The organism is Protofrankia coriariae, from assembly GCF_001017755.1.
Classification (GTDB): Bacteria; Actinomycetota; Actinomycetes; order Frankiales; family Frankiaceae; genus Protofrankia; species Protofrankia coriariae.
Window position 1 is genome coordinate 1 of sequence record NZ_JWIO01000071.1, and the last position, 3,185, is coordinate 3,185.

General features: G+C 68.7%; 3 protein-coding genes. 2 read left to right on the forward strand and 1 reads right to left on the reverse strand.

Translation table 11 applies throughout. The annotated features are described in order from the left end of the window. The first annotated feature begins 894 nt into the window (after positions 1 to 894). Entirely contained in the window at positions 895 to 1,215 is a 321-nt protein-coding gene (locus FrCorBMG51_RS32220; RefSeq protein ID WP_047225204.1) for a hypothetical protein, read from the forward strand. Positions 1,216 to 1,650: 435 nt separating this feature from the next. On the opposite strand, the gene FrCorBMG51_RS23590 is transcribed toward FrCorBMG51_RS32220, so the two are convergent. Then, positions 1,651 to 2,070, reverse strand: a complete 420-nt coding sequence (locus FrCorBMG51_RS23590) for a hypothetical protein (RefSeq protein ID WP_047225205.1) — start codon at positions 2,068 to 2,070, stop codon at positions 1,651 to 1,653. Between the two features lie 99 nt (positions 2,071 to 2,169). Between FrCorBMG51_RS23590 and FrCorBMG51_RS30100 the strand changes: the two genes are divergently transcribed. Continuing rightward, a partial coding sequence (locus FrCorBMG51_RS30100; RefSeq protein ID WP_047225211.1) for a polysaccharide deacetylase family protein occupies positions 2,170 to 3,185 on the forward strand: 1,016 nt, incomplete at its 3' end.

Below are 3,185 nucleotides of genomic sequence, written 5' to 3' on the forward strand. Positions count from 1 at the left end.
CGGCTATTGCTTTCTGGTTGGTGGTGATTACGGCGTTGAGGTCCGCTAGAGCGCCGGTCATGGAACCATACGTATCCTCGCTAACGGCGGCACACGTCGATGGACACCGGCCATCGGAGAAGATCGGCGCAAGTTTGTCGTTGTGTACGCTGACGCGGCCAAAAAGCGTACACGACAACAAACTCTTTTGGATCATGGCCTGTGCGGGTGGTTGTGGATGGGATTCGCACTACTTGACCAGCGCTCTAGTTCTCCGACCCGTCCGAACCGGATGTACAGGGCAAGGCTGAGGTTGGACAGTCGGCCGGCGTGCTTGGGGTGGCCGGTGGGGGTGGCGGTGACCGCTTCCCGGCCGGCGGTGATTGCGGCGTTGAGGTCCGCCATCCCCCCCGACCTGTTCGAACCGGGTCCGCAGGGAAATACAGAGGTCGGACAGGTACATGGCGTGGTCAGGATGATTGGTGGGGGTGGCGGCTATTGCTTTCTGGTTGGTGGTGATCGCGGCGTTGAGGTCCGCCATTTCCCCGACTCGTTCGAACCGGGTGTACAGGGCAAGACTGAGGATGAACAGCAGGCCGGCGTGGTTGGGTTGGTTGGTGGGGGTGACCGCTAACGTGCGGGTGAACAGGTCGATTGTCTCGTTGAGCGGACCGAGATCGCCGTTCTTCCGGGTGGCTTGTAACAAAGCGGCTGCTCGAGCCGCCCATGCCTGTGGATCATCAGTGGTATTCTGGCTGGAGGAGGTCCGGTCCCGGGTGGGGGTCTGTTCAGGGCGTGCTCGTAGCCGCGGCAGCAGGCGTTTTCGCATGATCCCGTACCCCCGTGATTTCCGTGCCATCTAACGATGGCGGCGATTCTCTCGCGCAGAGGATATGAACACCGCTGTCGCGGCATATGCCCGGGGTGGTCCGTGCCTGCCGGGGGTGGACGCGGACCAGCTACTACAACACCGCCGGACAGACCGTGGAGTCGCGGATGCCGAAGGCGAACGGCACGGACACGTTCGCCATGGTGATCGCCTACTATACGGAGACCGGCAGCGGCTGTGTGGACGTGGCCTGGACGGGGTTGGCGTGCACCAGCGGGCCGGCGGCGCAGCCGTCGTCGGGGAACCCGTTGCCGATGGTGACGTACACCTATAACGACCCTGACGAGGTGTTGATCGCGGTCGAGACTGTCAACGCGACGACCTGGACGGCGATGACCAGGCTATGACGCGGCCGGGCGGAAGACCTCTGCGGCGGTCGCCGCGAGTCTCGCGGCGGACGGCGGTACCACTCTGCCGACGATCACCTACGGCTACAGCACGACGACAGGCCTGCCGACCAATGTTGGTGACGGTACGACCACGCTGGCGACGGGCTACGACAGTCTGGGTCGGGTCGCCTCGCAGACGGACGCGGACGGCAATGCCGCTGCCACCGCCGGCACCGTCACCACGCCGGTGCTGGACTGGGCCGGGGCCAGATCCCCGTCGATTCCGGGAACGTTTCCGGTGTTTGTTGCGGTTGGCTATCTGGCGGTGGCCAATCGTAGACTTCCCTGATTCCTTGGCTATATGGGCCTGGCTATGCGGAGAGCGGGATCGCGTCTCGGCGCTGTTCGATCCGGGTGGAGGCTACCCGCCTGATCGCTGGTGACCCGTAATGACTAGTCTCGCGGCGTGGCCACCGTTTGGAGAAGACAACCGGTGTTCGTCGCGCGGTCCGGCAGGCGGGCACGGCGGGTCCGGCGGGTGGGGTGGGTACTGGGAGCCGTGATGCTCGGCTGTCTCGGGTTGGTGGCGGCGGGTCTGTCGGGGGTGGCCACGGTTCCCGGTGTGACGTTGCCGCCGTTGTTCGGTTCCTCCGACCGGCCGGCTCCCGCATCCTCCCCGAACTCCGGCTCCGACGGCCTGGACGCCGCTGCCGGGGGTATGCCACGCGCGCAGGCGTCGGTCGCGGTGCCGGCGCGTCCGGTGACCGCTCCGGCGCCGTCCGGCCCTTCCGGCCCGCTGGGGATGCCGGCTGCCTCCGCGAGTGGCGTGTCGGGGCCGCTCCCGGTGGCCACCGTCGTGGCGGTGTCCTCCACGCCGCCGCGGGCTGTCGCCTCCCCGAAAGGCCAGGGCCAGGGTCAGGGCAGGCCGACCGAGCAGGGAAGGCCGACGTCCAAGCCGAGCCCGTCGAAGCCGTGAGGCATCGGCGTGACGCGCACCGGACCCCCCGGGCGCACTGGCTGCTGCTCGCGCTGTTCATCGGCACATTGGCGAGCATGCTCGGGATTCAGGGATTCGCCCGGCACGGAACCGGTCCGGCCCGCACCCCCGCCCCCGACGGCACCGTCGAGGAGACGGCGGCGGGCCCGGGGGACGGGCTGGGCGGCCCGGTCCTCGACCTGTCCGGCCCGGTACCCCAGGGGCGTGGCCTGCCTGCCCGGACGGTCGCGCTGACGTTCGACGACGGGCCCGACCCGCGATGGACACCCGCCATCCTCGACGTGCTGCGTCGGCACCGGGCGCAGGCGACCTTCTTCGTCGTCGGCTCCCGCGTCCTGGAACACCCCGAACTGGTCCGGCGTATCCGGCAGGACGGTCATCAGCTCGGCATCCACACCTTCAGCCATTCCGACCTCACGGCCGCGCCCGCCTGGCGTCGCCGGATCGAGATCTCCCTGTCACAGTCCGCGCTGGCCGCCGCGACCGGCGCGACGTCCAGCCTGCTGCGGCCGCCCTACTCGTCCACCCCGGCCGCGCTCACCCTCCCCGCCTACACCACCTATCGTGAACTCGCCTCGCAGGGTTACCTCACCGTCCTCGCCGACATCGACTCCCGCGACTGGACCCGTCCCGGTGCTGACGCGCTCGTGCGGGCGGCCACCCCCGTGGGCACGGCCGGCGCGGTCGTCCTGTTCCACGACAGCGGTGGCGACCGGAGCCAGACCGTTGCGGCCGTGGACCAGCTACTGGACGTACTGGACGCGCGAGGCTACCGCCTCGTCACACTTTCGGCTGGGCTGCGGCTACCGTCCGACGTCGCCTCCCACCCCGCCGACACCGCCACCAGGCTGCGCGGCCAGGCGCTGCTGGCCACCTACCGGATCTCCAGCGCGTTGACCTGGACGCTGACCGCCTTCCTCGTCCCGCTCACCGTGCTCACTCTCCTGCGTGCCGTGGTCGTCACGGTGATCGCCCGCCGGCACTGGCGGCT